The sequence below is a fragment of the Sphaerisporangium sp. NPDC049003 genome, assembly GCF_043197795.1.
Lineage (GTDB): Bacteria > Actinomycetota > Actinomycetes > Streptosporangiales > Streptosporangiaceae > Sphaerisporangium.
Genome location: NZ_JBICTU010000002.1, coordinates 261,351 through 286,656 on the forward strand (window position 1 = coordinate 261,351; position 25,306 = coordinate 286,656).

The following is a 25,306-nucleotide window of genomic DNA, read 5'->3' on the forward strand; positions in this document are numbered from 1 at the left end:
AGTTGCTCGTCCATCGGAAGAGCACGGAGGGACACATGGGCTGGAGTTACCGTAAGTCGATCAAGATGGGGCCGTTCAGGCTCAACCTTTCGCGGAGCGGTGTCGGACACAGCTACGGCGGACGTGGCTTCCGTGTCACGAAGGGCGCCGACGGGCGGCGCACCATCACCGTCAACCTGCCGGGCGGCTTCCACTGGCGCAAGACGATGGGCAGGGCGCGCGACTAGACGAGTTCGCGTACGACGCCGAGAGCGCGTGCCGTACGGCCTGAGCCTGGAACGGCACGTGAAAGGGGGGCTCGCCACCCCGGGCCGAGAGGCGGCGAGCCCCCCTCACCATGCGTGGGGGACGCGGAGGGTCAGGGGCGGCCGGGCAGCGGGTCGGCGCTCACCGCGGCGAGCACGCTCTCGGTGGCCTCGGCGAGCGGGACCTCCTCCTTGACACCGGTCCTGCGGTCGCGCAGCTCCACGACGCCCTGGGCGAGCCCCCGGCCGACGATCAGGATCGTCGGGACGCCCAGCAGCTCGGCGTCCTTGAACTTCACGCCCGGCGACACCCCGGCGCGGTCGTCGACGAGGACGCGCAGGCCCTTGGCCTCCAGCTCCTCCGCGAGCTTCAGCGCCACTTCGACCTGGTTGTCCTTGCCGGTGCCGACCACGTGCACGTCGGCGGGCGCCACCTCCCGGGGCCAGACCAGGCCCAGCTCGTCGTACTTCTGCTCCGCGATCACGGCCACGGCGCGCGAGACGCCCACGCCGTACGAGCCCATGGTGATGCGGATGGGCTTGCCGTCGGGGCCGAGCGCGTCGAGGCCGGCCGCGTCGGCGTACTTGCGGCCGAGCTGGAAGATGTGGCCGATCTCGATGCCACGGTCGATGGACAGGGGGTGGGCGCACCGGGGGCAGACGTCGCCCGCGCGCACCTCGGCGGCCTCGATGGTGCCGTCGGGCTCGAAGTCGCGGCCCACGACGACGTTCGCCGCGTGCTTGCCCTGCTCGTTGGCTCCGGTGACCCAGGCGGAGCCCGCCACGACGCGGGGGTCCACGAGGTAGCGGATGCCCAGCTCCTTGAGGACCTGGGGGCCGATGTAGCCGCGGACCAGGCCGGGGTGCTTGGCGAAGTCGCCCGCCTCGAAGATCTCGGGAACGCCCGGGGCGAGCGCGGCCTCCAGGCGCTTGAAGTCGACCTCACGGTCGCCGGGCACGCCGACGATCACCGTCTCCGACTCGCTGGAGCCGGGCGTGCGCACCTTGACCACGACGTTCTTGAGGGTGTCGGCGGCGGTCACCCCGAGCCCGTACCGCTCGTTGACCAGGGAGACCAGGGAGTCGATGGTCGGGGTGCCGGGGGTGTCGAGCACCTTGAGCGCGGGGTGCTCCCCGGTCACGGCCGGGAGGGCGGGCGTGACGACGGCCTCGGCGTTGGCGGCGTAACCGCAGTTGCGGCAGGCCACGAAGGTGTCCTCACCGGTGGCGCAGGGGGCGAGGAACTCCTCGGAGGCCGAGCCCCCCATGGCGCCCGACATGGCGAAGACGATCTTGTAATCGATGCCGAGCCGGTCGAACAGCTTGATGTAGGCCTCGCGGTGCAACTCGTACGAGCGCTTGAGGCCGTCGTCGTCGAGGTCGAAGGAGTAGGAGTCCTTCATGATGAACTCGCGGCCACGCAGGATTCCGGCCCGGGGACGCGCCTCGTCGCGGTACTTCGTCTGGACTTGGTAGAGGATTACCGGATAGTCCTTATAGGAGGAGTACTCCCCCTTGACCATGTCGGTGAACATCTCCTCGTGGGTGGGCCCGAGCAGGTAGTCGGCGCCCTTGCGGTCCTTCAGCCGGAACAGCGTGTCGCCGTACTCGGTCCAGCGGCCGGTGGCCTCGTAGTAGTCGCGGGGCAGCAGCGCGGGGAACAGGACCTCCTGGCCGCCTATGGCGTTCATCTCCTCGCGCACGACGCGGGCGACGTTCTCCATGACGATCTTGCCGAGGGGCAGCCATGAGTAGATGCCCGGGGCGACGCGGCGGACATAGCCGGCGCGGACGAGCAGCTTGTGGCTCGGCACTTCCGCGTCCGCCGGATCCTCACGCAGGGTGCGCAGGAACAGGGTGGACATACGCAGCGGCACGGCTACTCCTCGGTCGCGGGGATTGACAGGTATACAGGCTATCGAGTCTCGCGCGGGCGTCGCCCGATTTACGTCCGCGACCCCTGCCCGGCGCCCCCTTGGCCAAGCAATCGCTTGTTAAGCTACCAGCATGGATCCCACCCAGGAGCAGCACGAGCTGCGCGTCACGGTGCGCGACTTCCTGCGCGACGCGTGCCCGCCCGCCCCGGCCTTCACCGGCTCCCCAGAAACGGGCGCCGGGGACGCGCGGGAGCTGTGGAGGAGGTTCGCGGGCGAGCTGGGGGTGGCCGGGCTCACCGTCCCGGAGGAGTACGGCGGGGCGGGATGCGGCATGGCGGAGGTGGCCGTCGTCTGCGAGGAGCTCGGCCGGTCCCTGTCGCCGCTCCCCTACCTGTCGACCGCCGTGCTCGCGGCGGAGGCGGTCAAGGCGAGCGGGGACCGGGAGGCGATGCGCCGCCTGCTGCCGCGGATCGCCGGCGGGTCGGCGACCGCGACGGTCGTGCTGCCGGGCGAGGCCCGCCTGCGGCTCAACGGGCAGCGCCTGCACGGCTCGGTCCCGTACGCGCTCGACGGGGAGGTCGTCCTGGCCTACGTGGGCGGCTCGCTCGTCGAGGCGCGGCCGACGGCGCGCAGGCCGCATGCGACCCTCGACCGCACGCGCCCGCTCGCCGAGCTGGTCTTCGACGGCGCCCCGGCACGGCGGCTCGGGGACGCACGCCCCGCCGCGCGGGTGCGCGACCTCGGCGTGGCCGCGCTCGCCGCCGAGCAGGCGGGCGGAGCGGCGCGCTGCCTGGCCGCCGCCGTGGCCCACGCCAAGAAGCGTCACCAGTTCGGCCGTCCGATCGGCTCCTTCCAGGCGGTCAAGCACAAGCTGGCCGACATGCTGCTCGCGGTGGAGTCGGCGCGGTCCGCCGCGTACGCCGCCGCACGCGCGACCGAGGAGGAGCTGCCCGTGCGCGCGGCCATCGCCGGGTCGTACTGCACCGAGGCCTATCTGGCGGCGGCGGGCGAGAACATCCAGATCCACGGCGGCCTCGGCGTCACCTGGGAGCACGACGCCCATCTGTCCTTCAAGCGCGCCACCTGCGACGCCCAGCTCTTCGGCCCGCCCCAGGCCCACCGCGCGCGCCTCGCCGCGTCGCTCTTCCCTTCGTCGCCGGCAGCCGCGCGCCGGATCGCGACCCGGGTTCCCGCGCCCGCCACGACGCCCCTCGAAGAGGGCACTGCTTGTTGCGGCTCGTCGCGGCTGGTAATCTCGCCAAGCGAGCGCTTGGTTGAATTGGGTTGGGTCGAGTGGTGGAACGGAGGCGCGGATGACGTCCCTACGGATCAGCCTGGGATACGAACTGGAGGTCCGCGGGCGCACCCGCGAGGTGGAACGGCGGACGTTCGAGAACGTGATCGACCAGGTCGTGCTCGGGGACCGCCTGGGATACGACACCGCGTGGTTCGTGGAGCACCACTTCACCCGGGGCTTCTCCCACTCCTCCGCCCCCGATCTGGTGCTCGCGGCCATCTCCCAGCGCACCGAGCGGATCCATCTCGGCCTCGGGGTGGTGCTGCTGCCCTTCCAGTCCCCCATCCGCACGGCGGAGCGGGTCGCCACCTTGGACGTCCTCAGCAACGGGCGCGTCGAGTTCGGCACGGGCCGAGGCGCGTCGCCGCTCGAATACCAGGCCTTCCAGCGGCCGTTCGAGCAGTCCCGCAAGATCTGGGAGGACTGCCTGGAGGCGGTGCTCGCGATCTGGAACGCCGACGGCGAGCCGATCACCCGCTCCAACGAGTTCTTCGAGATCCCCGACGTCGCGGTCTACCCCCGGCCCACCCAGGTGCCGCATCCCCCGGTCTGGGTCGCGTCGACCTCCCTGGAGGGCTACCTCGCGGCGGCCAAGCACGGGTACCACCTGCTCGGCATGACCATGCTCAAGGGCATCGACGACGTGGCATCGGACATCGCGCGGTACAAGGAATGCCTCGCCGACCACGGCTTCGACCCCGCCACCCGCAGGATCGCGCTGATGATCCCGTGGCACGTCGCGCCGACGCGCGAGGAGGCCATCGCGACCGCCGCCGACCCGGTCCTGTGGTACATCCGGCGGCAGGTCAACCTGGTGACGCCGCCCGACTACTACGACGCCCGGCACGCCACCCACAAGGTCCTCGGGCAGCTCGCCGCCGGGCTGCCGCCCGACGAGGCGATGGCGACGCTGCGCGAGCACCTGATGGTCGTCGTGGACGACGTGGAGGGCTCCCGCAAGGCCGTCGCGAGGATCGCCGAGGCGGGGGCCACCGACCTGATCCTCCAGGCGCAGGTGGGCGGCCTCGCCCACGACCGCGTACGCGACTCGATCGAGCTGTTCATGGGGGAGGTCATGCGTTGACGACGACCCGCTGGCTGACCAGGGACGACCTGGGGACGGCCGCCCGTACGGCCACCGGCCTGCTCCAGGTGGCGCCCGACGCGTCGAGCGCGTGGCCGCTGGACCCCGGTGACACGGCCGCCGGCGGCCTCACGGCGCGGGCGCTGCGGGCGGCGGGGGTCGGCGACCGCGACCGGATCGTCGTGGCGCTGGCCGAGCCCGCCGGAGCGCTGTGGGCCGCCGCCGGCGCCGAGGTCGCGGCGGCTTCCGCCTCGGCCGGGCCGCGCGGCCGGATGCGGTTGCACCACGCGCTGAGGTCGCTCGGGGCCACCACGCTGGTGACCACCCCCACCGGGGCGATGGACTTCCTCGCCCGGCTGCACCTGGAGTTCCTGCTCGACCCTCTGGACCTCGGGCTGCGGCACCTGGTGCTCACCGGCGAGATCGCCTCCCGGGGCACCCTCGGCCACCTGGCCGGCGAGTTCGAGGCGTCCGTGACCGAGGTCTACGCCAACCCCTACAGCGGCGGCGCGCTGGCCTGGCGCGACTCGGACACCGCTCCGCTCACCCCCCTGGCCGGCGGGCTGCTCGGCCTCGCCTCGCTGGACAAGGACTCGCCCTTCGAGGGGTCGGGCGGCCTGGCCGAGCTGGTCCTCACGCCGACCGGCCATCCCGCGCTCGGAGGCGCGGTCGTGCGCACCGGGCAGGTCGCCCGGGTCGGCGACGCGGCCGAGATCCCCGCGCCGTCCCACACGGTCGGCGACCACGTGCTGGTCAGGGGCGTGTGGCTGTCGCTTCCCCGCATCGAGAAGGCCCTGTCCAGGATCGACGGCGTGAGGTCCTGGGAGCTCGCGATCTCCCGCCGGGGCACCCTCGACGCGGCGACGCTGAAGGTGATTTTCGGCCGCGCGAGCCTGGTGGGGAACCCGATGTGGCGGTCCCGCGTCGAGCAGTCGCTTTCGGCGCTCACTCCGATCAAACTGGGCGTGGAAGTCTCCGGCGACGTGGCCGGGACGGCCCGTCCGGGCACGGTCGCCGACGCCCGTGGCCACCATCTCGGCAGGGACCGCACCGCCATAGCCCACTGACGGGCGGTCAGTCAGGCTCACGAACCGGGAGGCGCGACCATGGTTCCAGACGGCGAGAACACCGTGCCAGGCTGGGGGACGATCCCGCGCATGCTGCGCGATAGGGCGGCCCGCCACCCGGACCTCACGGTGATCGTCGACGGTGACGTACGGCTGTCGCTCGCCGAGCTGCGCGCACGCGCCGCGGTCGTCGCCAAGGGACTCATCGCGCTCGGCGTCGAACTCGGCGACCGGGTCGCCATCTGGGGGCACAACGACGCGCACTGGGCGGTCGGCGCGTACGGCATCTGGGACGCCGGGGCGGTCATCGTGCCGCTTTCCTCGCGCTACAAGGGCATCGAGGCGGCCGAGGTGCTCCGCAGGACGGGCGCCGGCGTGCTCATCATGGGCGACAACCTCGACGGCGCTCCCGCGTTCGCCGACCTGCTGGCCTCGGCGGCCGGGCCGCCCAAGCAGGCAGGGCGCGGGGAGCCCGGCGAGGACGCGGAGCCCGGCGCCGGGCGGCCCTTCGCCGGGCTGCCCGAGCTGCTCCACGCGATCACCCCCGAGGGGGCGGGCCGTCCCGGCATGCTGCGGCCCTCCCGCGTGCTCGCCGCAGGAGCATGGATCTCCGACGACACCGCCGAGGAGCGGGCGCTCGCCGTACGGCCGGACGACCTGTGCGAGATCATGTCCACCTCGGGCACCACGGGCACGCCGAAGGGGGTGATGCTCGACCACGGCCAGATCGTGCGCGGCTACTGGGACTGGGCCGAGATCGTCACGCTCCGCGAGGGCGACCGCTACCCGGTGATCGCGCCGTTCGCGCACGGCTTCGGCCTGAACGCGGGCCTGCTCGCCGGGGTGATGCGGGGCGCCACCCTCATTCCGGTCAAGGTGTTCACCCCGGCCGTGCTCCGGGACCTCGTCCAGGACGGGCGGATCACCGTCCTGGCCGGGGCGCCCACGCTGTTCCACCGCCTCCAGGACGAGGTGGACATCACCGGGCACTCCGTCCGCGTGGCGATCTGCGGCGCCGCCGCCGTGCCGGCCGAGCTGATCCGCCGGCTGCTCCGGGAGGCGGGCCTCGAACGCGTGATCAACGCCTACGGGCTGATGGAGGGCACGGTCGTGTCGATGACCCGGACGGGCGACCCGGTCGAGGTGATCGCCTCCTCCACCGGCCGGCCGGTGCCGGGCATCGAGGTCAAGATCGTGGACGACGACGGCAAGCAGGTGGCGGCGGGCGAGCGCGGGGAGATCCTCCAGCGCGGTTACGGCGTGATGCGCGGCTACTGGGGCGAACCGGCCAAGACGGCCGAGGCGATCGAGGACGGCTGGCTGCGCACGGGCGACATAGGCACGATGGACGCGGGCGGGAACGTCTCGGTGGTCGACCGCAAGAAGGAGCTGTTCATCGTCAACGGCTTCAACGTCTCGCCGGCCGAGGTCGAGAGCCTGCTGCTGCACCGCGGCGACCTGGCCCAGGCCGCCGTCGTCGGCGTGCCGGACGGGCGCACGGGCGAGGCGGGCCTCGCGTACGTGGTCCCGCGTCCGGGCAGCGCGATCGACCCCGCCGAGATCATAGGCTGGGCACGAGGGAACATGTCGAACTACAAGGTGCCCCGCCAGGTGATCGTCGTGGACGATCTTCCCGTCAACGCGAACGGCAAGGTCGACAAGCGGCGGCTCCGCGCCCGGGCGCCCGAGGAGGGCCGGGGGTAGCGGAACCGGATTATCTCGATGGCCTCCGGCGCGCGAGTCTGGCCCGGAGGACCGCGTTCCGCGACAATCGGCTCCATGAGGATGTGGGGCCGTCGAGCCCCGCTAAGGAGGCCACATGTCGCTTCGCGTGGCGATCGTGGGATCGGGTCCCGCCGGGATCTACACGGCCGAGGCCCTGACCAAGCAGGCCGGAGAGCCCGTCGAGATCGACGTGCTCGACCGCCTGCCCACTCCGTACGGCCTGGTCAGATACGGCGTCGCGCCTGATCACACCTCCATCAAGTCGATCGCCGGCTACCTGAGGCGGGTGCTGGAGCTGCCCTCGGTGCGCTTCCTCGGCGGCGTCGAGCTCGGATCCGACGTCTCCGCCGCCGACCTGGCCGCCAGTTACGACGCGGTCGTCTACTGCACGGGCGCGATGGTCGACCGGCATCTCGGCATCCCCGGCGAGGACCTTCCCGGCAGTGTGGCGGCGACCGACTTCGTCAACTGGTACTGCGGCCACCCTGACATGCCGCCCGACGCCTTCTCCCTCGACAGCACCGAGGTGGCCGTGATCGGCGTCGGCAACGTCGCCGTCGACGTGGTCAGGATCCTGGCCAAGACCGCCGACGAGCTGCGCTCCACCGACGTCCCGCAGGAGGTGCTCGACCGCCTGGCGAAGAGCCAGGTGACGCGCGTCCACATGATCGGCAGGCGCGGCCCCGAGCACGCCAAGTTCACCCTCAAGGAGCTCAGGGAGCTGGGCGAGCTACCGAACTGCGACGTCCTGGTCCGGCCCGAGGAGGGCGGCGCCAACGACGTGAGCGAGCTGTCGCGGCAGGTCCGCGGCAACGTCGAGGTCCTGCGGTCCTGGTGCGCCCATACGGCCACGGGACGCCCGCGCCGGCTCGACGTGCGCTTCTGGCTGCGGCCGGTCGAGATCCTCGGGTCCTCCCGGGTCGAGGCGCTCCGGCTGGAGCGCACGACGCTGGCCGGCGGCCGGGTCGCCGGCACGGGGGAGTTCGAGACCATCCCGGCCGGCATGGTGCTGCGGTCGGTGGGCTACCAGAGCGTCCCCCTGCCGGACGTGCCCTTCGACGCCGCGACGATGACCGTGCCGAACGTCGCCGGGCGGGTGTCCGAGGGGCAGTACGTCGCGGGATGGCTCAAGCGCGGGCCGACCGGCGTCATCGGCACCAACAAGTCCGACGCGGCCGAGACCGTGCGCACGCTGCTCGCCGACCTGGCCGCGCGCCCCGGGCGCGCCGCCCCTGTGTCCCGGCTGGACGACCTGCTGGCCGCGCGCGGGGTGAGCCCCGTGACGTACGCCCAGTGGCTCGCCATCGAGGCGGCGGAGGCCTCGCTCGCCACGTCCCTCGGCCGGGGAGAGCACGTCAAGCTCGTCGGCCGCCCCGCGATGCTCGCCGCCTGCGGCCGTCGGCTCTCCGGCTGACACCCAGGCGGTCGCGGCCGTACGGCAGGCGGTCGCGGCCGTACGGCAGGCGGGGACGTTTGCGCGGCGTGCGGCGCGGAAGGAGTATCCGAGACGGCGGCTCCCTGCCACGGCGCGGACCGCTGACCGGACCGGGGGGACCGCTCGATGACCACTCAGACGTATCCGCACGCCCGCCGGGCCGCCGCGAAGGCCCGGCCATGAGCGCCACGGTCGCCGAGCAGTTCGTCAAGGTGCTCCGGCAGGGCGGTGTGCAGCGCGTCTACGGCGTCGTCGGCGACAGCCTCAACCCGATCGTGGACGCGATCCGCCGCGCCGACGGCATCGACTGGGTACACGTGCGCAACGAGGAGGCCGGAGCGTTCGCCGCCGCGGCCGAGGCCCAGCTCACCGGGAGGATCGCGGTCTGCGCGGGCAGCCAGGGGCCCGGCAACACCCACCTGATCCAGGGCCTGTACGACGCCCACCGCACGGGTGCGCCCGTGGTGGCCCTGGCCTCGCACCTGCCCTCGCCCGAGATCGGCACCGGCTTCTTCCAGGAGACCCATCCCGAACGGGTGTTCGCCGACTGCAGCCACTACTGCGAGATGATCACCAGTCCGGAGCAGATGCCGAGGGTGCTGCGCATCGCCATGCAGTACGCCGAGGGGCTGGGCGGGGTGTCTGTGGTGGTGCTCCCCGGCGACGTCGCCGCGCTGCCCACCGCGCGCCCGACGGGCACGAGCACGCTGGTCACCGAGAGGGGCGTCGTCGCGCCGCCGCCCTCCCAGGTGCGGGCGCTGGCCTACGCCCTGAACGCCGCGCAGCGGGTCGCCCTGTTCTGCGGCGCGGGCTGCCGGGACGCCCACGAGGAGGTCATGGCCCTGGCCGCCAGAGTCTGGGCCCCCATCGGGCACAGCCTGCGCGGCAAGGAGTGGATCCAGTACGACAACCGCTTCGACGTCGGCATGAACGGCCTGCTCGGCTATGGCGCCTGCTACGACGCGCTGAACGACGCCGACCTGGTGGTGCTGCTGGGCACGGACTTCCCCTACGACAACTTCCTGCCCCAGGGGCACACCGTCCAGGTCGACCACGACCCCACCAAGCTGGGCCGCCGCACGCCCCTCGACGTCGCCGTACACGGGGACGTCGGCGAGACGCTGCGCACCGTGCTCCCCCTGGTGCGCCAGAAGACCGACCGGAGCTTCCTCGACCGCATGCTGCGCGATCACGCGCGCGACCTCGAACGCGTCGTCGACGCCTACACCAAGGACGTCGACCACCACGTGCCGATCCACCCCGAGTACGCCACGGCCGTCCTGGACGACCTGGCGGCCGACGACGCGGTGTTCACCGTGGACACCGGCATGTGCAACGTGTGGGCCGCGCGCTACCTCACGCCGAACGGCAGGCGGCGGGTGATCGGCTCCTTCCTCCACGGCAGCATGGCGAACGCGCTGCCCCACGCCATCGGCGCGCAGTTCGCCTACCCGGACCGCCAGGTGATCTCGATGTCGGGGGACGGCGGCCTCGGGATGCTGCTGGGCGAGCTGCTCACCGTGCGCCTGCACGACCTGCCCGTGAAGATCGTCGTGTACGACAACTCGTCGCTCGGCATGGTCAAGCTGGAGATGCTGGTGGACGGGTTCCCCGACTACGGGACCGACCACGCGCCCGTGGACTACGCGGCGATAGCGGCGGCGGCCGGGATCCCGTCGCTGCGCGTCGAGAAGCCCTCGGAGGTCCGCGACGGGCTCGCGCACGCCCTGTCGGCCCCGGGTCCGTACCTGGTCGACCTGGTCACCGATCCCAACGTGCTCGCCGTGCCGCCGCGCGTCACGCCCGCCCAGATCAAGGGCTTCGCGCTCGCGGCGGGCAAGATCGTCGTCAGCGGCGGCGTGGGCAAGATGGTCGAGATGGCCCGCGCGAACCTGCGCAGCATCCCGCGTCCCTAGTCCCCCAGCGCCAGGGACGCCCGGTGGAGGGCGGTCGAGAGGGTCTTGATCGTGGCGGGCTCGTCCATCACGCCGCCGCCCGCGTCCCGCCGCGCCTCCCAGGCCCGTACGCGCTCCGCGTGGGCGTCCCGGCCGGCCAGATGGAAGGCGTAGACGGTGGCGTACCTGCTGACCAGGTGCGAGGGGTGCATGTCCCAGCCCTGGTAGAACCCGTGGCGCAGGGAGTGGCGGACCATCCCGGCGTGGGCGCGCCACAGCGCGTGCACGTCGCCCGTCGAGTCCGAGGCGGGCGAGGCGGCCAGCGAGCCGTCCGACAGCTCGACCCCCGTGCCCGCCAGCGCGGTGCGCATGACCTCGCGGGCGTGGTCGCACACCGGATGGTCCAGGCGCTGCTCGGCCGGCGGGAGCCCGCAGGCGGCGGTGTAGTCGAACACCCCGAAGTGCGCCGCAGCCAGCCGCCCGCGCAGCGAGGGCACGAGATCGGGCGAGCGCAGGAGGAACATCACCGTCTGCGGCGCCTCCACCTGCATCTCGAACCGCAGCGTCCCGGGCGGCAGCCGGAGCCCCTCCTCCAGGAGGGGAAGACGGTCGGCGAACTGCCCGAGGTAGGCCTCCATCAGCACCTTCGGGAAGGTGACCGTGAAGCCGTCGGGAAGGGAGCCCACCCGCTCGACCACCCCGGTCAGGAACCCGTCCAGCGTGCGGAGGGCACGCGCGGGGTCGCCGTCGGCGAACGACTTGACCCGGATGCCCCAGCGCCGCGGCAGCGTGCCCGAGGACCGCATCGCGGCGACCGCCTCGGCCGCGGCCTCGGCGTGGGCGTCCTCCTCCGCGCCGGGGCGCACGCCGTACCCGTCCTCGAAGTCGATTCTCAGGTCCTCGACGGGCTCGGCGGCCAGCTTGCGCGCCACCCGGCGGCGCACGTCCGAGGCCAGGCCGCCGGGCAGGGGCCCGAACACCGACGACAGCTCGGCGTCGCCCGGCAGGTGGCTCTCCATGAGCCCCAGGGCCGCCGCTCCCCACGACCGGACCGTTTCCCGGTCGAACCGGTCGGCGGGCACGTACACGGTGTGCACGGGCTGCCAGGCGCCCGTGGGGCCGGGGTAGCGTTCCGCCTGCTCGCCGAGCGCCGCGCCCGCGCCGGGGACGTCATGGTCTCCAAGGGTGAGGCGCACGTCAGATCGTGTCCACCAGGTCGCGCCACCGCCGGACCAGCCGGGGGTCGACGGGGTCGGACCACGACGCCCGTACGGCGCCGCCGACGTGGAAGGCGCGCACGCCGTAGTCGAGTAACGGGGGGACGAGATGCGGCTTGAGCCCGCCTCCGGCGAGGATCAGGGGCGCGTCGCCCGCCTCGGCCCGTGACCGCAGGACCGGCAGCCCCGCCGCGATGCCGGAGACCTCGCCGGAGGTGAGCACGGTCGCGAGGTTCGGCAACAGCCGTACGGCCCGCCAGCCCGCCTGCACGTCGGCGGCGTTGTCCACGGCGCGGTGGAAGGTCCAGGGCAGGGGGGTGACGGCGTGGATGAGCGCCTTGGTGGCCGCCAGGTCGACCGCACCCTGCTCGTCGAGGAAGCCGAAGACGAACCCCGCCGCTCCGGCGTCCGCCAGGGTGCGGGCGTCCCGCTCCAGGCCTTCGAGCTCCTCGGGTGTCACGGTGAAGCCCCCGTTGGAGCGGAGCATCACCATCTGGGGTAGCGCGGACTGCTCGGCGATCGCCGCGACGGTCTCCGGGGCGGGGGTCAGCCCGCCGACGGACATGTCGGCCACGATCTCCAGGCGGTCCGCGCCGCCCTCCTCTGCGGCCACGGCGTCGCGCACGTCCAGCGCGATCACCTCTAGCAGCGATCCGGTCATGGGTCCTGAGGCTATCGGACCCTCCTGTCCCGAGTTGGACCGCTACCACCCACAGGCCCTCACCTGTCCGGGGTTGGACGGCTACTTCATGATCTCTCCCCGACGGCAAGAGCGTCCGCTATGCCTGTCATCACCTGGAATGCGCGTGCGAAGGCTTCCGCCGGCGCGCACGCGGAAGCGAAGGAGACCCAAGGTCGGCGGCCCTCTGGAACAGCGCGCCCGAGGCGCGGTGCGGGAGGTCCACCGTCCGGACATGCCGGAAACCCACCTTCTGGTAGTAGCCCTGGAGCCCCGGGTTGTCCTTGGAGCAGTCGAGCCTCAGCCACCGGCGCCCGGCCGCCGCCACGCGCAGGGCCGCCCAGTCGAGCAGGGTCTCACCGAGGCCCTGCCCGGAGAAGGCACGCCCGACGGCCAGCTTGTGGACGTACAGGCCGCTCTCCGGGTGGTCGCCGCGCCTCCAGAACTCGGGGTCGGCGTGGTCGTCGAGGGCCAGGGTCGCCGCGGGGGCGGAAAGCGTTTCCCGCCCTCCGCGGGTCTCCTCGTCGTCCAGCACCCACAGGGTGCCCTCGGCGATCAGCGGCTCGATGCGGGCGGCGGGGAAGCCCGCGGCCGGCCACTGCCGGATGCCCCGGCCGTGGAGCCAGCCCGCCGTCTCCGCCAGGAGCGCGAGGACGCCTGGGAGATCGTCGGGGGTGGCGTTGCGGAGGGTGAGCGAGGCTCCGAGGTGGAGGGTGTCGGGGTGCATGAGTCATCCTTTCGTCGCCTTCGGTAGCGCCCTGAACACGGAGCGTGCTCGACGGGGGGCGCGCGGCTTTATCAGTGAAGGCCGGTGTGAACGGCGTTCGCCGCCGGGCCGGCGGGCGTGGTCGGCCGCGGTGGCGGCCCCGGCCCGCGCCGAAAGGCGAGACGTCGCGATCGCCGCCACTTCGGCGGCGCGCGAGGTCAGCTCAGTTCGAGCTCGTACCTGATCAGATGCTTGTCGGCGGGCAGGACCGACACGGCGACTCGGACCGGGGTGTCGTCACGGTCATAACCAACTCGGACATATACGACAACAGGGGTACCAGGTTCGAGTTGCAGCCGGGAGGATTCCTCAGGAGTCGGCATGCGTGCGGATATGTCATCCACAACCCGGACCTGCCGGTGGCCGAGCTCCTCCAGCACGCGGTTGGCTCCGCGCGTGATGTCCGACGGACGGGCGATCTCGGAGTCGCTGACGAGCGCGTGCGGGAAGTAGGAGTCGTTGGTGTTGTACGGCTGGTCGTCCACGTAGCGGAGACGTCGCCGCACCACGGCCACGGAGTGCTCGTCGAGCTCCAGCCTGGCCGCGATCTCCTCGGGAGGCTCCACGATGGAGACCTCGATCTCCTGCCCCGGCTTGCGGCCCTCCTTGGTGACGGCCTCGGCGAAGGCTTCCCGGCGCATCACCCCCGGGGAGGCGCCCAGCTCGTCCTGCGGGCGCATGAGCAGCGCCCTGCGGTCGCGGACGAAGCTGCCGCGGCGGCGCATCCGGGTGATCAGGCCCTCGTTCTCAAGCTCGGCCAGAGCGAGCCGTACCGTGTTTCGGCTGACCTCATGGCTGTCCATGAGGTCCATCTCCGTCGGCAGCTGGGCTCCGGGCCCGAGCTCGCCGGAGTAGATGGCCCTGCGCAGCTCGCCGGCCACCTGCTGGTACAGCGTCGACCGTGCCAAATCTCACCTACGGTTGCGTCCTTTTGTACCTACGAATCTAGACGATCTCGATCTGACAGCAAACAACCCCTTGACCCAAGCGTCTCCACACCGCATTATCCAAACGTTGGTACAAATCCATCAAAGGGTCGGCGAGGGAGTGAGGGCCAGTGCTGGCGGTAAGAGCGGGCACGCCGTATCTGCCTTGGCACGATCCCCGCGAGGCGACGCGTCTACTGCGCTACGCGCTGCATCGAGAGGGGTTCACCCACACGTATCAGAGCAGCGGAAAAGGGATGTCCGTGCTCTCGGTGACCACGGAGCTGACGGTCTGGTGCAGGAAGGGTTCGTTCGTCTGGAACGAGGACGGCCTCACCGTCACCCACCCCGCGGCCGATCCCGTCGGCGCGGCTCAGCTCCTCAAGCGCCATCTCAGAAGGCCGGGAGACGAAGCGCCCCACGACTGGGACGACCAGTCCGGCGACCGGCCCCCCACAGACTCCGTGCGATGAACGACGGCCAGGACCCCAACCCTCGCCGGGGTCCTGGCCGCCGCGCCGGAGCGGAGCGTGTCCTGGCGGGTCCCCCACGCCCGCCAGGACACGCTTCCGTCACCACCTCACAGCGGCTGCCAGTTGATCAGTGAGAGCCGCTCGTCGACGTAGGTGTAGGACGCCCGCACGAGTTGGTCCGCCACCGGCTCCACGTACTGGTGCCAGTTGCCGACCATCACGCAGCCGGGGGCGTCGGCGAGGCGCACCATGACGACCGTGTACGGCGTGGGGGCGTCGGGCAGGAACGGCTGGTGGTTGACGATCCAGCTCATGATCCGCCCGGTGGGGCTGACCTCCCGCCAGCTCCACCGCCTGCCGCGGCAGCGGGGGCAGTACGCGCGGGCCGGGAAGCGGAGCGTGCCACAGCCCTCGCAGGCCTGGATCACGAACTCGTGCCTGGCGACGCGCTCCCACCACTCGGCGGAGTCCCGGTCGGGGACGGGCTTGATCATGTCATCCCTTCCGCAGGACCAGCGCGGAGGTCGCGGGCAGGATGTAGCCGGGCTGGGCCGTGGACAGCGCCACCTCGGCTCCCGGCACCTGGCGGTCCCCCGCGTCGCCCCTGAGCTGCGAGACGGCCTCGGCGATGTGGTTCATCCCGTGCACGTAGCCTTCCGACAGGAACCCGCCGTGGGTGTTCACCGGGAGGGATCCGTCGAGCGCGGTCGCCCCGGAGGCGACGAACGGCCCGCCCTCCCCCTTGGCGCAGAAGCCGTAGTCCTCAAGCTGGACGATCACCGAGTAGGTGAAGCAGTCGTACAGCTCGGCGACGTCGATGTCCTTCGGGCCCGCGCCCGCCATCCCGTACAGGCGGGGCGCCAGTTCGGCCGCACTGGTGGTCGTGGGGTCGGCGGGGGTCGCGCCGCCCGACAGGAAGGAGTCCCCGCCTCCCCAGGCCGCGGCCGATATCAGGACCGGCCGCCGGCGCAGGTCCCTGGCGCGCTCGGCCGTGGTGACGACGACGGCGCATGCCCCGTCGGTCTCCAGGCAGCAGTCCAGGAGGCGGAACGGTTCGGCGATCCAGCGGCTGGCGAGGTAGTCGTCCATGGTGATGGGCGTGCGCATCAGGGCACGCGCGTTCTTGGCCGCGTTCGCCCTCTGCGTGACGGCCAACTGCCCGAAATGCTCAGCTTTCGTGGCATATTTCAGCATGTGAGCGCGGGCGTACATCGCGTATTGCTGCGGCGGGGCGGTGTACCCGTAGGGCACCTGGTACTGCGTCTCCGGGCTGACCGGCGCCGCCCGGCCCGTACCGCCCATGCGGAACTCCGACCGGGCGTTGATGGCGCGGTAGCAGACCACGGTCTCCGCGACGCCCGCCGCCACGGCGAGGGCCGCCTGGCCGACCACGCCGTGGGAGACGCTGCCCCCGCCGAACTGGTCGAGGTACCACGCGGGCGCGTCGATGCCGAGCGCCGGCCCGACGACCGACGGCGCGGCGGAGTCGCCGACGCGGTGGGTGGCGATGCCGTCGACGTCGTCGGCGGTGAGCCCCGCGTCGTCCAGCGCGGCGAGGACGGCCTCACAGGCCAGCGTCAGCGTGCTGACCCAGGAGTTCTTGGAGAACGCGGTGTATCCGACCCCCGCGATGGCGGTACGGTCGCGCAGCCCGCTCATCGCCCGGCCTCTCGGGCAGGGCGCGTGGCCCGCCCGCCCGGTCCCGCTGGGGGCTGGGCCGTCGTGAGCACGCCGCCTCCCGGCCGTCCGCTGTTGAGCAAGCGCTTGTACGGCTTCGAGGCTAGGTGCGCCTCACCGAAGCTGTCAACGATCTCCGCATGGGACCGCCTTGACTTCAACCACGGTTGAGGTTGCACTCTGATCACGCCACCGCCGTGAGCGAGACCGAGGCGGGCGAGGTCGAGGAGGCCAACTGACATGCGGGAAGACGCGACCGGCTTGACATCGCGGCATCACCTCTCCTATCTTCCAAGCAAGCGCTTGGTAAAGTAAGGGATACGATGGAGGAGACCGCCCCCCTCACGTCCTCCCCGTCGAGCACTTCCTGGGGGAGCCAGGCGCCACCCAAGGAGGCGAGTACGACGATGAGCACCCACGCGGCCCGGCTGATCGCGCCGCACGGCGCCGCCGCGGTCCACGGGCACCCCTCCACGGTGCGCGACGGCGCGTCCGTTCCTCCTCCCCCCTTGCCGCCTCTCCCGCCCGTCCGTCCCGGCTCCCCGCAGTCCTCCACGACCCGTTCCTCCACGACCCGTTCCTCCACGACGCAGTCCCCCACCACGAACGGACGGCGCGCCTCCGCCGCGAACGGGCAGTCCGCCTCCTTGACCGGCGGGCAGCATTTCAGGAACGTGCTGGGCCGGTTCGCGACCGGTGTGGTCGCGATCACGGCGCTCGACCCGGTGAGCGGTGAGCCGTGCGGGCTCGTGGCCAACTCCTTCACCTCTGTTTCGCTCGACCCCCCGCTGGTGGCCTTCTGCGTCGCGCACACCAGCACGACCTGGCCAAGGCTGAGGTCGGCGGAGCGACTCTGCGTGAACGTCCTCGCCGAACACCACGAACAGGTCAGCAGGCAGCTCGCCGCCAGGGGCGGGGACAAGTTCGCCGGCCTCGCCTGGACCACCTCCCCCGGCGGGAGCCCCGTCCTCGACGGCGCGCTCGCCTGGATCGACTGCTCGGTGGAGACGGAGCACCTCGCGGGGGACCACCTGATCGTCGTGGCCCGCGTCCACGACCTGGACACGCACGAGGACCGCGGGCCCCTGGTGTTCTTCCGCGGAGGCTACGGCCGGTTCGACGCATGAGCGACGGCTTCCGCGAGGAGGTCCGTTCCTGGCTGGAGGAGAACCTGACCGGCGAGTTCGCCGGCGCCCGGGGGCTCGGCGGGCCCGGCCGGGAGCACGAGGGTCACGAGCTTCGCATGGCCTGGGAGCGCCACCTCGGCGCAGCCCGGTGGACCTGCCTCGGCTGGCCGGAGGAGTACGGCGGGCGCGACGCGCCCCTCGACCAGCAGGTGATCTTCCACGAGGAGTACGCCAGGGCGAACGCGCCCGCCCGGGTGGGTCACATCGGCGAGGGCCTGATCGGGCCGACGATCCTCGACTTCGGCACCGAGGAGCAGAAGCGCCGGTTCCTGCCGCCCATCCAGTCGGGCCAGGAGCTTTGGTGCCAGGGGTACTCCGAACCGGACGCCGGTTCCGACCTGGCGGGCGTGCGCACCCGCGCCACCCTGGAGGGCGGCGAATGGGTCATCACCGGTCAGAAAGTATGGACGTCCCTCGCGCACGTGGCCGGCTGGTGCTTCGTCCTGGCCAGGACCGAGCCGGGCTCGCGGCGGCACCGCGGCCTGTCGTACCTGCTGGTGCCCATGGACCAGCCCGGCGTCGAGGTCCGTCCCATCGTCCAGATGACGGGCACGAGCGAGTTCAGCGAGGTCTTCTTCGACGGCGCCCGTACGGCCGCCGCCGACATCCTGGGCGCGCCCGGGGAGGGCTGGCGGGTCGCCATGGCCACGCTGGGGTACGAGCGCGGCGCCTCCACGCTCGGCCAGCAGATCGGCTTCAGGCGCGAACTGGACACGGTGATCGAGACGGCCGAGCGCACCGGCGCGGCGGAGGACCCGGTGCTGCGCGACCGGCTCGTCCGGTCGTGGCTGGAGCTGGAGATCATGCGGTTCAACGCCCTGCGCACGATGACGTCCCTGTCGGCGGGCGAGCCGGGGCCTGAGGTCTCGATCGCCAAGCTCTACTGGTCGGAGTGGCACCGCAGGCTGGGCGAGCTGGCGCAGGCCGTGCAGGGACGGGAAGGCCTGGTGGCGGGTGGCGAGCCGTACGACCTCAACGACCTCCAGCGGCTCTACCTGTTCAGCCGCGCCGACACGATCTATGCCGGTTCGAGCGAGATCCAGCGCGACATCATCGCCGAACGTACGCTCGGCCTGCCGAAGGACCGCTGACCCGGGCAGGCGCCATCCCGACAGGAGCTCGCCATGACCCCCGCCTACCCACCCGCGCACGGCCTGCTCGACGGGAAGGTCACGCTGGTGACGGCCGCCGCCGGGGCCGGCATCGGGTACGCCACGGCCAGGCGGTGCGCGGAGGAGGGGGCCACGATCGTCATCTCCGACCGGCACGAGCGCCGGCTCGCCGAGGCCGCCGCGTCGCTGACCGGGCTGACCGGGGTGCGGCCGCTCGCCGTGCCGTGCGACGTCACCTCGGAGGCGCAGGTCCTCGCGTTGTTCGACGCGGCCATGGACGCGCACGGGCGGATCGACGTCGTGGTCAACAACGCCGGCCTCGGCGGCACGGCCGACCTGGTGGACATGACGGACGAGCAGTGGGACATGGTGGTCGGCGTCACCCTCACCGGCACGATGCGCTGCACCCGTGCCGCGCTCAGGCACATGATCCCCCAGGGCCGGGGCGTGATCGTCAACAACGCCTCGGTCATCGGGTGGCGGGCGCAGAAGGGCCAGTCGCACTACGCCGCCGCCAAGGCCGGGGTGATGGCCCTGACCCGCTGCGCGGCGCTTGAGGCCGCCGGGCACGGCATACGGATCAACGCGGTGGCGCCGTCGCTGGCCATGCACCCGTTCCTCGCCAAGGTGACCAGCGACGACCTGCTCGCCGAACTGACCGCGAAAGAGGCGTTCGGAAGGCCGGCCGAACCGTGGGAGGTCGCCAACGTCATCGTCTTCCTGGCCGGGGACTACTCCTCGTACATGACCGGCGAGATCATCTCGGTCTCCAGCCAGCACCCCTGACACCAGACCCACCCCACGAACCCGCCGGCACGCACGGCGGCGACATGTGAGGCCGCTCGGCTCGCGCGTCGGTGGCGGGGCGCGAGCCGGGCAGGGTTCACAGGAGGTCGTCGTTCAGGGGAGCGCGTCGTTCAGGGGAGGTCGTCGTTCAGAGGAGGGCGTCGTTCAGAGGAGGGCGCGGAGGGCGGTGGTGAAGCGGGTAGCGGCTCCGGGGGCGTAGGCGAGGTAGAAGTAGGGCTCGGTGAGTTCAAGCTCGATCAGTGCGGGGCTTCCGTCGGGAAGGCGGACCAGGTCCACGCGGGCGTACAGGATGTCCTCGGGGATGGAGCCCAGCACCCGTCCCGCGAGATCGAGCTGGTCGGGGGCGGGGTCGCGGAGGTCCGCGCCGACGTGGTTCGCGCGGGGGGCCTCGGTGCCGTTGGCCAGCATGGCGTTGCGGCGTATGGCGTGGCTGAACCTGCCGCCGAAGAAGATCAGCGAGGTCTCGCCCTCGCTCTCCACCATGTCGAGGTACGGCTGCACCATGGCGACCTTGCCACCCGCGACGATCCGCCCGGCGTGCGCCGCCGCCTCGTCGACGCCGGCCGTACGGATGGTGTCGCGCGCCCCCGCCGAGACGGCCGGCTTGACGACGTAGTCGTCCCACGCGGGAAGGTCCGCCTCGTCGTCCGCGCCCACCCAGTGGGTCGGCACGATCGGGATCCCGAGCCGTTCGAGGTCACGCAGGTAGGTCTTGTCGGTGTTGCGCTCCAGCACGGCGGCCGGGTTCAGCAGCCGGGTCGCGCTCTCGGTCTTGTGCGCCCAGTCCACGAACTCCTGGCGGCGGTCGATGTAGTTCCACGTCGAGCGGACCACGGCGGCGTCGAAGGCGGCCCAGTCGGCGTCCGGGTCGTCCCAGCGCACCGCCGCGCCGTCGACACCCGCCTGCTTCCAGGCGGCGAGCAGCACCTCCCGGTCGTCGTCCGGACCGTCGTAGGTGACATAGGCGATCTTCACGGCACTCCATCCCATACTCGACAAGTCAGTACCGTGAGCATCGTACGGACATGGCGGACATCGCGTCCTGACACCTTCGCCCGGAACCGCATGAGGGTCCGAGCAGGGCTACGGGCGGGCCACAAGCTGGCGACCAGTCAGTCCCAAGTTCTCCCCAAACGGCCTAGTGGACCGTAGATGGTAAGCACCCCACGCGGTTGCGGGCCCGTCGGCGTGATCGGAGCGCTCTACCAGGCCCCACATGAGGAGAGACAATGACTTCGCACGACACGGGACTCAGAACCGGCGGCTACGGCACGCAGGCCGGCATGGAGTCAGGGCAGGCCAAGGAACTCCGCGGCGCGGTGCGCGGCCGGGTGTCCGTACCCGGGGACGAGGGCTTCGAGACCGCGAAGCAGGCGTGGAACCTCACGGTCGACCAGCCGGTCAGCGCCGTCGTGGAGGTCGAGAACGCGGCCGACGCGGCCGAGGTGGTCCGCTTCGCCGTGCGGAACGGCTTCGGCGTCGCCGTCCAGCCGAGCGGCCACGGGGCCTCGGACGGCCTCGACGGGGAGATCCTGGTCCGTACGGGCCGGTTGGACGGCGTGCAGGTGTGGCCGGAGCGGAGGCTCGCCCGGGTGGAGGCGGGCGCCTCGTGGGGCGCGGTGCTCGCGGAGGCGGGCAAGCACGGGCTCACCGGCCTCGCCGGCAGCTCACCCGTGGTCAGCGCCACCGGGTACACCCTCGGCGGCGGCCTGAGCTGGTTCAGCAGGCGGCACGGGTTCGCGGCCAACAGCGTGCGCGCGTTCGACGTCATCGATGCCCACGGTGTGGCACGGCGGGTCACCGACGAGTCCGACGCCGAGCTGTTCTGGGCCCTGCGGGGCGGCGGCGGCGACTTCGCCCTGGTCACCGCCATGGAGTTCGAGCTGTTCCCCGCGCCGGAGCTGTACGGCGGGCGCGTCATCTGGCCGGCCGAGCGGGCGGCCGACGTCCTCGCCGCCTTCCGCGACGTCACCGCGGAGGCGCCCGAGGAGCTGAGCGTGTGGTTCGCGCTCATGCAGTTCCCGCCCTTCCCCGAGCTGCCCGAACCGCTGCGCGGCCTGTCGGCGGTCGTGGTCGACGTGACGTTCCTGGGTGACGGCGCCGAGGCTCGCGCGCTGCTGCAGCGGTTCGACCGCATCCCGGGCGTGATCGTCGACACGCGGGGCGAGGTCGCGCCGCGCGACCTGGGCGGCATCTGCGCCGAGCCGACCTCCCCCTCCCCCTCGATGATGCGCGCCGAGCTCTTCGGCCGGTTCGACGACACCACCGCCGCGGCGTTCCTCTCGGCCACGGCGCCGGGCGCCGGGATGCCGCTGACGTCCGTGCAGATCCGCCACCTCGGCGGCGCGCTGTCGCGACTCGCACCGGACGCGGGGGCGTGCGGGTACGTCCGCGAGCCGTACCTGGTCAGCGCGCTCGGGATCACGCCGACGCCGGAGGCCGTCCGGGCGGTCAGGGCCCGGCAGAACGAGCTGCGCCTGGCGCTGGCCCGGCACACCACCGGCATCAAGCCCTTCAACTTCCTCGCGCACGAGGAGAACAGCGCCTCCGCGTACCCGGGTGACGTGCTGGCGAGGCTGCGCGGCGCCAAGCGCCACCACGACCCGCTCGGAGTGTTCCGGAGCAACCACCCGGTGCTCGCCTGAAGGGACATTTGTCCAGAAATTCGTGGAAAGGCCGCACAGCGGGTAAGAAGGTCATGACTGGGGGAAGTCATGAAAAGGATCACGACAGTCGTCGTGCTCGCCACGATGACGATGTTCGGTACGACCGCGATGTTCAGTACGGTCGCGGCCGGGGGGCCGCCGGTCCAAGAAGAGAAGAAGTCCGTCAGCAAGGATCAATACCGGATACTCACCCGTCAGTGCCGATATGCCGACACGGCCAAGACGCGGGAGGAATGCCGGGCGCAGGTCAAGGAGAAGTACCAGATCGGCCCGCGACCCGCCACCGACCTCGACTGCCGCACCTACTCCAGCATCACCGTGTGCGGTGTGCTGGTGCTCAGCGACCGTCAACAGCAGTGCGTGAGAGAGTCCGTCGAAAGCGGCCTGACCTACCGCCGGTCCGAAGTGGAGTGCTACGCCTTCTCCTGAAGGCCGGTTACCCGGTCAGCCCGCTCGTCCCGGAGATACGCCCGTGGACCGGAGCCCCACTCCCGGGGCTCCCGCCCCATCCGCCGAAAAGACCTCACCACCCAAAGACCTCACCACCCAAAGTCCTCACCACCGAAAGGCCCGTGAACAAGGCGCGGTTCATCCCTGTGCCGTGCCGTACACCGAGTCGGGGCTCGGGGCGTCGGCCATGAGCTTGCCGACGGCCTCGCCGATCTCGTGTACGTCCCACCGGGCGCCCTTGTCCACGCCGGGACCGTGGCGCCACCCGGTGGCGATGGAGATCATGCCGCCCTCGACCTCGAACACCCTCCCGGTCACCTCCGACGACTCGGCCGAGCCGAGCCAGACCACCAGAGGTGCCACGTTGCCGGGGTGCATGACGTCGAAGCCCGAGTCCGGGCGGGCCATCATCCCGGCGAAGACCTCCTCGGTCATCCGCGTGCGCGCGGCCGGGGCGATGGCGTTGACGGTCACGCCGTAGCGTCCGAGCTCGGCGGCGGCCGTGTGGGTGAGCGCGACGATCCCGGCCTTGGCCGCGGCGTAGTTGCCCTGGCCGACGCTGCCCAGCAGCCCGGCGCCCGAGGAGGTGTTGACCACCCGGGCGTCCACGGGCTCGCCCGCCTTCGAGCGCTCCCGCCAGTACGTGGCCGCGTGCCGCAGCGGCAGGAAGTGACCCTTGAGGTGGACGCGGATGACGTCGTCCCATTCCTCCTCGGTCATCGAGACGAGCATGCGGTCGCGGACGAACCCCGCGTTGTTCACGAGCACGTCGAGGCCGCCGAAGGCGCTCAGCGCGGTCTTCACCAGGCGCCCGGCGCCGTCCCAGTCGGCGACGTCGTCGCAGTTGGCGACCGCCTGGCCGCCGAGGTCCCTGATCTCCTCCACGACGGCCTGTGCCGGACCGCCGGAGCGTCCCGCCCCCTGGAGTCCGGTGCCCAGGTCGTTCACGACGACCTTCGCTCCCTGCCGGGCGAACTCCAGTGCGTGCTCCCGTCCGATGCCACGCCCGGCGCCGGTCACCACGACGACGCGCCCCGCACAGATACCGCTCATTCACCATTCCTTTGCCGCGATGATCACGTAAGTTTCCCCAGAAAAAGGGATATATGCCCAGATCAGGAAAGCTGTCGCCAAGCCGGGATCTCGCCCCCTCCGTGGACATGGACCCGCGCGCCCGTCACGAAGCCCGGTGAGCCCAGCCACAGGCAGGCCTCGGCCACGTCCTGCGGCCTGGCCATGCGACCCGCGGGGACGGTCGCGGCCACCTGCTCGAAGGATCCGCCGAAGTGGCCCGCCGCGTTCTCGGTCTCGGCGAGGCCGACCACGACCGTGTTGACCCGGACGGCGGGCGCCCACTCCGCCGCCAGGCACTCGGCCAGGTGGTGGAGCCCGGCCTTGGCCGCGCCGTACGCGGAGGTGCCGGGCGAGGGCCGGTCGCCGCTCACGCTCCCGATCATCACGATCGAGCCCGCGGACGCGGACAGCGGGGGATACGCGCGCTGGGACACCAGCAGCGGCGCCGTCAGGTTGAGTTCGATGATCTTGGCGTGGAGGCGCGGCGACGTGCCGGCGAGCGGCGCGGCAGGTGAGCCGCCGGCGTTGTTGACGACCACGTCCAGCCGCCCGTACCCCTGCTCGATCCCGGCGAACAGGCGGTCGACGTCGCCGGGGTCCCGGACGTCCGCGGCGAGGTAGCGCGCCTGGCGGAACGGCCCCGTGCCCCCGCGCAGCAGGCCCTCCGGCTCCCTGGGCAGCCGGTCGGGCGGCTTGCGGGCGCAGACCACCACCTCGGCGCCGGCTCCGAGGAAGGCCGAGGCGATGCCGGCCCCGATGCCCCTGCTGCCCCCGGTCACCAGCACGACCCTGCCGGTGTAGTCGTAGCTCACCATCCGCACCACCGCCCCTGATATGGCCGTCGTGCTACGGTACCAAGCAAGCGTTAGGTGCCAAAGGGTCGGTGAGGGGCGATGGGAATCACAGTGAACGGCGGCCCGATCACGGAGGTCGTGGTCGACGTCCCCCCGGTCAACGCGCTGCCCGTCCAGGGCTGGTTCGACCTGGCGGACGCCGTGCTCGCGGCGGGACGCGACCCGGGGACGCGGGTCGTCGTGCTCCGCGCGGAGGGAACGGGCTTCAACGCCGGCGTGGACATCAAGGAGATGCGGCGTACGTCCGGGTACGAGGCTCTGGTCGGCGCCAACCGCGGCTGCTACGCGGCCTTCGCGGCCGTCTACGAGTGCGAGGTCCCGGTGCTCGCCGCCGTACACGGCTTCTGCCTGGGCGGCGGCATCGGCCTGGTGGGCAACGCCGACATCGTCGTGGCCAGCGAGGACGCCTACTTCGGGCTGCCAGAGGTGGACAGGGGGGCGCTCGGAGCGGCGACCCACCTGGCGAGGCTCGTACCTCAGCACCTCATGAGGGCCATGGTGTACACCTGCCGCAACATCACGGCCGCCGAGCTGCGCCAGCACGGCTCGGTGCTGGAGATCGTGCCGCGCGACAAGCTGAGGGACGCCGCCTTCGAGGTCGCCGGCCAGATCGCGGGCAAGGACCCGTATGTCATCCGCCGGGCCAAGGAGTCGCTGAACGGCATCGACCCCGTCGACGTGAAGCGCGGATACCGGTTCGAGCAGGGCTTCACCTTCGAGCTCAACCTGATGGGCGCGGGCGACCGTCACCGCGCCGCCTTCACCGACCGCGCCCGGGAGGACCTCGGATGAG

General features: G+C 71.9%; 23 protein-coding genes and 1 pseudogene. 14 read left to right on the forward strand and 10 right to left on the reverse strand.

The window, feature by feature from the left end:
* Positions 1-35: 35 nt before the first annotated feature.
* Positions 36-227, forward strand: a complete 192-nt coding sequence (locus tag ACGFIV_RS03105; protein WP_392831445.1) for a DUF4236 domain-containing protein — start codon at positions 36-38, stop codon at positions 225-227.
* Between the two features lie 131 nt (positions 228-358).
* On the opposite strand, the gene ACGFIV_RS03110 is transcribed toward ACGFIV_RS03105, so the two are convergent.
* Positions 359-2,122 carry a proline--tRNA ligase gene (locus tag ACGFIV_RS03110; RefSeq protein WP_392831448.1) on the reverse strand — a complete coding sequence of 588 codons (1,764 nt, stop codon included), beginning with the start codon at positions 2,120-2,122 and terminating at the stop codon, positions 359-361.
* Positions 2,123-2,252: 130 nt separating this feature from the next.
* On the opposite strand from ACGFIV_RS03110, the pseudogene ACGFIV_RS03115 reads away from it, so the two are divergent.
* The 6 genes and pseudogenes from ACGFIV_RS03115 to ACGFIV_RS03140 form a co-directional block, all read left to right on the forward strand.
* Positions 2,253-3,206, forward strand: a pseudogene (locus tag ACGFIV_RS03115) (acyl-CoA dehydrogenase family protein); the annotation flags it as partial.
* Positions 3,207-3,435: 229 nt separating this feature from the next.
* The gene (locus tag ACGFIV_RS03120; protein ID WP_392831451.1) at positions 3,436-4,503 is read left to right on the forward strand and encodes an LLM class flavin-dependent oxidoreductase; all 1,068 of its coding nucleotides are present in this window, start codon (positions 3,436-3,438) and stop codon (positions 4,501-4,503) included.
* Complete coding sequence (locus ACGFIV_RS03125) at positions 4,500-5,570, forward strand: hypothetical protein (protein WP_392831605.1); 1,071 nt, start codon at positions 4,500-4,502, stop codon at positions 5,568-5,570. Before ACGFIV_RS03120 ends, ACGFIV_RS03125 begins: the two co-directional genes overlap by 4 nt.
* A 39-nt stretch (positions 5,571-5,609) precedes the next feature.
* Positions 5,610-7,274 (forward strand): AMP-binding protein, encoded by a 1,665-nt coding sequence (locus ACGFIV_RS03130; protein ID WP_392831453.1) that lies wholly within the window; start codon positions 5,610-5,612, stop codon positions 7,272-7,274.
* Positions 7,275-7,389: 115 nt separating this feature from the next.
* The gene (locus ACGFIV_RS03135) at positions 7,390-8,709 is read left to right on the forward strand and encodes an FAD-dependent oxidoreductase (protein WP_392831456.1); all 1,320 of its coding nucleotides are present in this window, start codon (positions 7,390-7,392) and stop codon (positions 8,707-8,709) included.
* Positions 8,710-8,909: 200 nt separating this feature from the next.
* Complete coding sequence (locus tag ACGFIV_RS03140; RefSeq protein ID WP_358554364.1) at positions 8,910-10,646, forward strand: pyruvate dehydrogenase; 1,737 nt, start codon at positions 8,910-8,912, stop codon at positions 10,644-10,646.
* Here ACGFIV_RS03140 and ACGFIV_RS03145 read toward each other — a convergent pair.
* The 4 genes from ACGFIV_RS03145 to ACGFIV_RS03160 form a co-directional block, all read right to left on the reverse strand.
* Positions 10,643-11,821 carry a DUF6986 family protein gene (locus ACGFIV_RS03145; protein ID WP_392831459.1) on the reverse strand — a complete coding sequence of 393 codons (1,179 nt, stop codon included), beginning with the start codon at positions 11,819-11,821 and terminating at the stop codon, positions 10,643-10,645. The genes ACGFIV_RS03140 and ACGFIV_RS03145 overlap by 4 nt on opposite strands.
* A 1-nt stretch (position 11,822) precedes the next feature.
* Complete coding sequence (locus ACGFIV_RS03150) at positions 11,823-12,503, reverse strand: copper homeostasis protein CutC (RefSeq protein WP_358554359.1); 681 nt, start codon at positions 12,501-12,503, stop codon at positions 11,823-11,825.
* Between the two features lie 130 nt (positions 12,504-12,633).
* Positions 12,634-13,248 carry a GNAT family N-acetyltransferase gene (locus tag ACGFIV_RS03155; protein ID WP_358554356.1) on the reverse strand — a complete coding sequence of 205 codons (615 nt, stop codon included), beginning with the start codon at positions 13,246-13,248 and terminating at the stop codon, positions 12,634-12,636.
* A gap of 197 nt (positions 13,249-13,445) precedes the next feature.
* Positions 13,446-14,195 (reverse strand): GntR family transcriptional regulator, encoded by a 750-nt coding sequence (locus ACGFIV_RS03160; protein ID WP_358554353.1) that lies wholly within the window; start codon positions 14,193-14,195, stop codon positions 13,446-13,448.
* 275 nt (positions 14,196-14,470) lie between these two features.
* Here ACGFIV_RS03160 and ACGFIV_RS03165 point away from each other — a divergent pair, with 275 nt between their 5' ends.
* Entirely contained in the window at positions 14,471-14,686 is a 216-nt protein-coding gene (locus ACGFIV_RS03165; RefSeq protein WP_358554350.1) for a hypothetical protein, read from the forward strand.
* A 107-nt stretch (positions 14,687-14,793) separates the two neighbouring features.
* Here the strand turns inward: ACGFIV_RS03165 and ACGFIV_RS03170 are convergent, their stop codons facing one another.
* The gene (locus tag ACGFIV_RS03170) at positions 14,794-15,180 is read right to left on the reverse strand and encodes a zinc ribbon domain-containing protein (RefSeq protein ID WP_358554347.1); all 387 of its coding nucleotides are present in this window, start codon (positions 15,178-15,180) and stop codon (positions 14,794-14,796) included.
* 1 nt (position 15,181) lies between these two features.
* Positions 15,182-16,345 carry an acetyl-CoA acetyltransferase gene (locus ACGFIV_RS03175; RefSeq protein WP_358554344.1) on the reverse strand — a complete coding sequence of 388 codons (1,164 nt, stop codon included), beginning with the start codon at positions 16,343-16,345 and terminating at the stop codon, positions 15,182-15,184.
* A gap of 425 nt (positions 16,346-16,770) precedes the next feature.
* Between ACGFIV_RS03175 and ACGFIV_RS03180 the strand changes: the two genes are divergently transcribed.
* The 3 genes from ACGFIV_RS03180 to ACGFIV_RS03190 are packed head-to-tail and all read left to right on the forward strand — an operon-like array spanning position 16,771 to position 19,448.
* On the forward strand, positions 16,771-17,490 hold the full coding sequence (locus tag ACGFIV_RS03180; RefSeq protein WP_358554341.1) for a flavin reductase family protein: 720 nt from the start codon (positions 16,771-16,773) through the stop codon (positions 17,488-17,490).
* The gene (locus ACGFIV_RS03185; RefSeq protein ID WP_358554338.1) at positions 17,487-18,641 is read left to right on the forward strand and encodes an acyl-CoA dehydrogenase family protein; all 1,155 of its coding nucleotides are present in this window, start codon (positions 17,487-17,489) and stop codon (positions 18,639-18,641) included. The genes ACGFIV_RS03180 and ACGFIV_RS03185 overlap by 4 nt, the downstream gene beginning before the upstream one ends.
* Before the next feature lie 33 nt (positions 18,642-18,674).
* Positions 18,675-19,448, forward strand: a complete 774-nt coding sequence (locus ACGFIV_RS03190) for an SDR family oxidoreductase (RefSeq protein ID WP_358554335.1) — start codon at positions 18,675-18,677, stop codon at positions 19,446-19,448.
* Positions 19,449-19,613: 165 nt separating this feature from the next.
* On the opposite strand, the gene ACGFIV_RS03195 is transcribed toward ACGFIV_RS03190, so the two are convergent.
* A complete protein-coding gene (locus tag ACGFIV_RS03195) occupies positions 19,614-20,444 on the reverse strand; it encodes a hypothetical protein (RefSeq protein ID WP_358554332.1) in 831 nt (276 codons plus the stop codon).
* A gap of 254 nt (positions 20,445-20,698) precedes the next feature.
* Between ACGFIV_RS03195 and ACGFIV_RS03200 the strand changes: the two genes are divergently transcribed.
* Entirely contained in the window at positions 20,699-22,114 is a 1,416-nt protein-coding gene (locus ACGFIV_RS03200) for an FAD-binding oxidoreductase (protein ID WP_358554329.1), read from the forward strand.
* A 69-nt stretch (positions 22,115-22,183) separates the two neighbouring features.
* Positions 22,184-22,564, forward strand: coding sequence for a hypothetical protein (locus ACGFIV_RS03205; RefSeq protein ID WP_358554326.1), 381 nt, complete (start codon positions 22,184-22,186; stop codon positions 22,562-22,564).
* Between the two features lie 159 nt (positions 22,565-22,723).
* Here the strand turns inward: ACGFIV_RS03205 and ACGFIV_RS03210 are convergent, their stop codons facing one another.
* Entirely contained in the window at positions 22,724-23,638 is a 915-nt protein-coding gene (locus ACGFIV_RS03210) for an SDR family oxidoreductase (protein ID WP_392831470.1), read from the reverse strand.
* A gap of 62 nt (positions 23,639-23,700) precedes the next feature.
* Positions 23,701-24,474, reverse strand: a complete 774-nt coding sequence (locus ACGFIV_RS03215; protein ID WP_358554367.1) for an SDR family oxidoreductase — start codon at positions 24,472-24,474, stop codon at positions 23,701-23,703.
* Positions 24,475-24,552: 78 nt separating this feature from the next.
* On the opposite strand from ACGFIV_RS03215, the gene ACGFIV_RS03220 reads away from it, so the two are divergent.
* Positions 24,553-25,305, forward strand: coding sequence for an enoyl-CoA hydratase family protein (locus ACGFIV_RS03220; protein WP_358554323.1), 753 nt, complete (start codon positions 24,553-24,555; stop codon positions 25,303-25,305).
* Position 25,306: the final 1 nt, after the last annotated feature.